This window comes from Flavobacterium sp. (genome assembly GCF_035456225.1).
GTDB lineage: Bacteria > Bacteroidota > Bacteroidia > Flavobacteriales > Flavobacteriaceae > Flavobacterium.
The window spans coordinates 1-5,091 of the sequence record NZ_DATIDM010000025.1 but is presented as its reverse complement, the minus strand read 5'-3'; the positions used below and the strand labels follow the sequence as shown (position 1 = coordinate 5,091).

3 protein-coding genes are annotated in these 5,091 nt (G+C 35.0%); 1 reads left to right on the top strand and 2 read right to left on the bottom strand.

What is annotated here, in order from left to right:
- Positions 1 to 225: 225 nt before the first annotated feature.
- Positions 226 to 1,752, bottom strand: a complete 1,527-nt coding sequence (locus VLB74_RS01410) for a bifunctional GNAT family N-acetyltransferase/carbon-nitrogen hydrolase family protein (RefSeq protein WP_325201686.1) — start codon at positions 1,750 to 1,752, stop codon at positions 226 to 228.
- A 525-nt stretch (positions 1,753 to 2,277) separates the two neighbouring features.
- Positions 2,278 to 2,949, bottom strand: coding sequence for a hypothetical protein (locus VLB74_RS01405; RefSeq protein WP_325201685.1), 672 nt, complete (start codon positions 2,947 to 2,949; stop codon positions 2,278 to 2,280).
- A 539-nt stretch (positions 2,950 to 3,488) separates the two neighbouring features.
- Between VLB74_RS01405 and VLB74_RS01400 the strand changes: the two genes are divergently transcribed.
- Positions 3,489 to 5,091 (top strand): tetratricopeptide repeat protein (locus tag VLB74_RS01400; protein WP_325201684.1); only part of this gene is annotated, 1,603 nt, incomplete at its 3' end.

The following is a 5,091-nucleotide window of genomic DNA, read 5'->3' as shown; positions in this document are numbered from 1 at the left end:
GAATGATCCATATTCTGCGCACTGATAGTCATACTTACCATAAAAAAGGTAAGAATAAATGCAGCTATTTTCATTTTTCCTTGATTTAATTGGTTTATATAGTATTAGAGTAAATGAAAAATGAAAAGGTTACAAAAATTAATGTTTTTCTGTTTATATGATGAGTAACTTCGAGAGCATCAGCGTGGGATTGAATTGTCAAAAAGAACAGGATAAAACCGCGGTTTATGGTTTCGGATTAAATTGTAAGGAATATAAATCGGTTCGTTTGTCCAGTAAATTTTTTACGCTTCCGTGAAAATGCAGGTTTTCAAGCAAACTTAAATCAACATCCGAAATAAGGATCATTTCAGTATTGGCCGTGGCTTCGCTTTTTATTCCGTTAAAAGGAAAAGCAAAATCACAAGGAGTAAACACAACGGCTTGAGAATAGTGTAAATCCATCGCTTCCACTTGGGGTAAGTTCCCAACACTTCCGGTAATGGCAACAAAACATTCGTTTTCTATGGCTCTGGCTGCAGCGCAATGGCGAACTCTCATATAGGCATTATGTGTATCCGTTAGGTAAGGAACAAACAAAATCTGGATTCTGTCTTCGGATAACAATCGGGCCAATTCCGGAAATTCGACATCATAACAGATTAATATCCCAATTTTACCGGCATCGGTATCATACGACTGAATAGTATCCCCTCCTTTCAATCCCCAGTATTTTTCTTCATCGGGTGTGATATGAATTTTTTCGTAGGAATCTATTTTACCGCTGCGATGACATAAAAAACCAACATTTTTAAGTCGGCCTTCTTCCACAAAAGGCATGCTTCCGGTAATGATATTCACGTTGTATTTAATGGCCCATTCGTGAAATTTATCACGTATCAGCTCGGTATAATCCGAAAGTTGCCGCATGGCATCGGCTTCGTCTTTGCTTTCCAATAAAGCCATCATCGGGGCATTGAAAAACTCCGGAAAAACAGCAAAATCCGATTTATAACCCGACACAGAGTCTATAAAATATTCTGCCTGAGTAAACACTTGTTCCAAAGTGGTATAATAACGCATCTCCCATTGTATCAATCCGAGGCGAACACTACGGGTTATTCTTTTGTCTTCAGGTGCCTCTTTATCTTCATAATACACATTATCCCATTGCAGAAGTGTGGCAAATTCGCGACTCTGCACATCACCGGGCATGTAATTATAAAGTACTTTTTTTACGTGAAAATCATTGCTTAACTGAAACGTCAGTACCTGATCGTAAATTTCTTTGTTTCTAACCTTGGCAATATATTCCTTAGGTTTCATTTCCGAAACATAATTATGATAATTAGGAATTCTTCCGCCGAAAACCACGGCTTTCAAATTCAGCTTTTCGCACAATTCTTTACGGACATCATACAACCTTCTTCCCAAACGCTTGCCCCTGTAATCCGGATGAATGAATATTTCAATACCGTACAGGACATCGCCTTCATTTGTATGTGTGGAAAAAGTATAGTCTCCGGTAATTTCTTTATAAGTATGTTTATCGCCAAAATCGTTATAATTCACAATGATGGATAAGGCGCAACCTACAATCTGATCATTAAAACAAACCACCAACTGACCTTCGGGGAATTTATGAATAAGGGTATCAATGGCATCGAAAGTCCACACATTACCATGCCAATGTTTATAGGCGGCTTCCATTGTTTCAATCAACTGCTTGTAGTCGTCGAGCTTCAGCTCCCGTACTTCTACGCTATCATTCATGATTACACAAATTTTGGATTTCGAAAGCCTGATTATGATGGTCTGTATTGAGAATCGCATTGCAAACAAACGGTTGCAGCTTCATTTTAACGGCGTTGTGCCTTTACCGGAGTTGGGTATAACAAATTTACTAAAACTTAGCGATTTAATAAATAAATCCTTAAGTTTTAAAAACAACAACATGCTGATACACAGGGCTTTGTATTAATTTTTTTTCAATTCAAAAAAACAATTTTAATAAATATTGAATCTTATGACTGATATTCCTAAAGTTTGATTTACATTTGCACCCGAACGCACAGCAATGTGGTTAACCGTTCACCAAAAAGTCGGGGGCTCCACCTCGGCTTTTTACTTTTTATTATGTTTCCATTTTTGGAAAACAGTACTTTCTTCCCGAAAAATTCCCGCCGTCAGCTAATTCTTTTTAATAACGGATTGATGATTACTTGGATTGGATTATTTTTTCATTTGTGAATTAACAATGATTAAACCAATTTATTTCATTCAAAGCAACTCTTCTACCTATTTGGGCACAGAATCCTTCTTTTTATAATTTTTAACATCGTTAAGATTCACCCTGCTAAAACAAACTTTTTTATCGGGAATTACAGCGTCAACCAAGAAAACAGGAGGCGTTATAATGCAGGCAAAAATACCAAAACCAGTGCCGAACAATCTCCACATATTGCTGTAAAATTCTTTTGTCTTTGAATGATAATGAGGCACCAAATATAAATTTCCGTCTTTGATTACTGCATGCTGAAACCTTCTGCCTACAATGTTTTTTTTACCTGCCGCATCATACTTTGCACAGGGCCCCGTCTGAACTACCATAAATTCCATTTTTATCTTATTTTTTTTCACTTTGTACTTACCATAGCTGCAGACTGCAGTATCCATAACGGTTGATGCAATGGAATCCCCACTCAACGCCACTTCATAAACGATTCCATTCGGCATAAAGCGATAATAAAGATCTGAAACTCCCGGTTTCATCCTCCTGAAAGCCGAATTAATATAAATCGCATTCGTATCTATAACTAAACTGACATTTGCCGCTGATTTGTTTTTGTCTACTTTAAATTCAAACTGGGAGGTCGGCCTTGGCAAGCAATGACTATTCAATACATAATCATTTGTTCCACAGGAAATTAAAAAAAAGGAACCAAGCAACAAAAGGAAGACTTTTTTCATACCAAATAATTTATCGTTAAAACTTAATGGTATTTGTGTTACTCAAATTTACGAAGAATACAGATAGTAAGCCAGCGAGAACTCAAATTTAAAATTTAGGATCTGGCACAAAGAATTACGCTGAAACATTTTCCTTTTTGCAATACGATTTGTTTCAAATTAAAAAAAAATAAATTTTTGAAACAGTTTTTGTTTCAAAATAAAATAAAATCTGATTTTGAAACACGTTCATAAAATTTGGAGTCTAAACAAAACCATTTCCCCATCAAATTCTATCTTAAAAAAATGTAACTCCTTTTCGCCTCCAACAATGCTATAAATAAAGAAAATCCAACAATTCGTTCCTGCCGTTTTTCAGATCTTAAGTTTAAAGTAACATCGCTGTGATGCAGTTATCCCTTTATAAAAAGACCTTGAAAATCACCAAGTAAATAAAACCTTGCAAAACCTTAACAACATAGGTAAATTTACTACAATTTTTATAATTACATTTGGGTTTCAAAAATTGGATAAACAATAAAATTAAACACATAGTAAAAATGTTTACTAACAATGCCCCAAAATTTATAAAACGAATTTTCCTTCTCTTTTTTTTAGCAAACCTATTTCAGGGATTCTCCCAAAATACAGCATTAGACAGCTTACAAACCTATTTAAAAAAAGATACCGTAAGGGTTAATCTGTTAAATGCTGCTGCAACTAAAATGGTAACAAGTGATGTTGAAAAAGCATTGGAGTGGTACAAAGAATCTGAAGCACTGTCTGAAGCGCTACAATACAAAAAAGGAAAGGCCTATAGCTTGTTCTATGCGGGTAGAGCCCAGATTACCAAGGCAGATTACCCAAACGCAATCAATTATTTTCAGAATGCATTAGCGGTTTATGAAGCGTTAAAAGACGAAGAAGGAATAGCTAATTCTTATTTGAATATGGGAAGAGCGTATTATTATCTTACTGATTTCCCGAAAGCTCTTGAGCATTTCAAACGTTCCGCAACAATCAGTGAAGAAGCCGGGAAACTGAAGATACTTTCGAGCTCTTTGATGGTTATGGGAATGATTTATAACACGCAAGGAGATCATGACAAGAGCTTAAACAATTATAAAAAAGCACTGTCAATTGATGAAAAAATCGGTAATAAAAAAGGAATTTCAGCCACTTTAATAAATTTGGCAAACCTTTACAAACAGCAAGGCGACTACACACTTGCTTTAGAATCATATAATAAATCCTTAGAAATAAAAAAACAATTAGGCGATGACTATGGTGTTGCCTCGAATTTAAACAACATTGGTACGCTGTATCAGGAAATAGAAAAAAATAAGGAAGCGCTTATCCACTACCAGAAAGCATTACCCCTATTTGAAAAGTTAAAAAGGACAAAAGATGCATTAGGTTGTTTAAACAATATTGGAGTTATTCTTATGCAAGAAAACAACCCAAAAGCCTTAGCAATATTTAAAAAAGCCTTACGATTAAGCGGAGAAGCTAATGACCCTGCCAATAGTGCCATTTTTACCGTTAATATAGGAGGCTTTTATCTTTTGAACAACAATTTAGAAGAATCTCTGCGCTATTACGAAAAGGCGGTAAAAATTCAGAAGCAACTTGGAACCAAAAGAGAGCTGTCGTACAGCTACTTAAACATGGCAAAGATTTATTATGCTAAAAAAGAGCATGAAAAAGCCTTACAAATTGCAAAAGAAGGCAGAGATATCGCCAAAGAACTCAAGCTTTTAAATTATCAGACAGATTTTTCGTTACTGCTTTCCGAAATATATTACAGTATGAAAGAATACAAGCTCGCCTATGAGAACCGACAAACACATAACGAGTTGAATGACAGTATTTATAAAAAAGAAAACATAGACAAACTGGCACAAATAAAATTCAAATATGCTTATAAGGATACCTTAAATACTGTGAATAAAAATGTGAATTCCCTAAAAAAAACCGTGGCCATCTCCCAATTACAAAAAAAGTGGCTGATTATTGGTTTTATAGGACTTCTAATTGCATTCGGTTTTTTAATTGTTCTGTTAAAAATCAGACGGGTAAAGATGCAAAACCAACAGTTGCTGTTGGAGCAAAAATTGCTGATTACACAAATGAATCCTCATTTTATATTTAATTCTATAGACA

Coding starts and splice junctions, on each gene's coding strand:
- VLB74_RS01405 (WP_325201685.1), bottom strand. CDS start 2,949: ATGAAAAAAGTCTTCCTTTTGTTGCTTGGTTCCTTTTTTTTAATTTCC.
- VLB74_RS01410 (WP_325201686.1), bottom strand. CDS start 1,752: ATGAATGATAGCGTAGAAGTACGGGAGCTGAAGCTCGACGACTACAAG.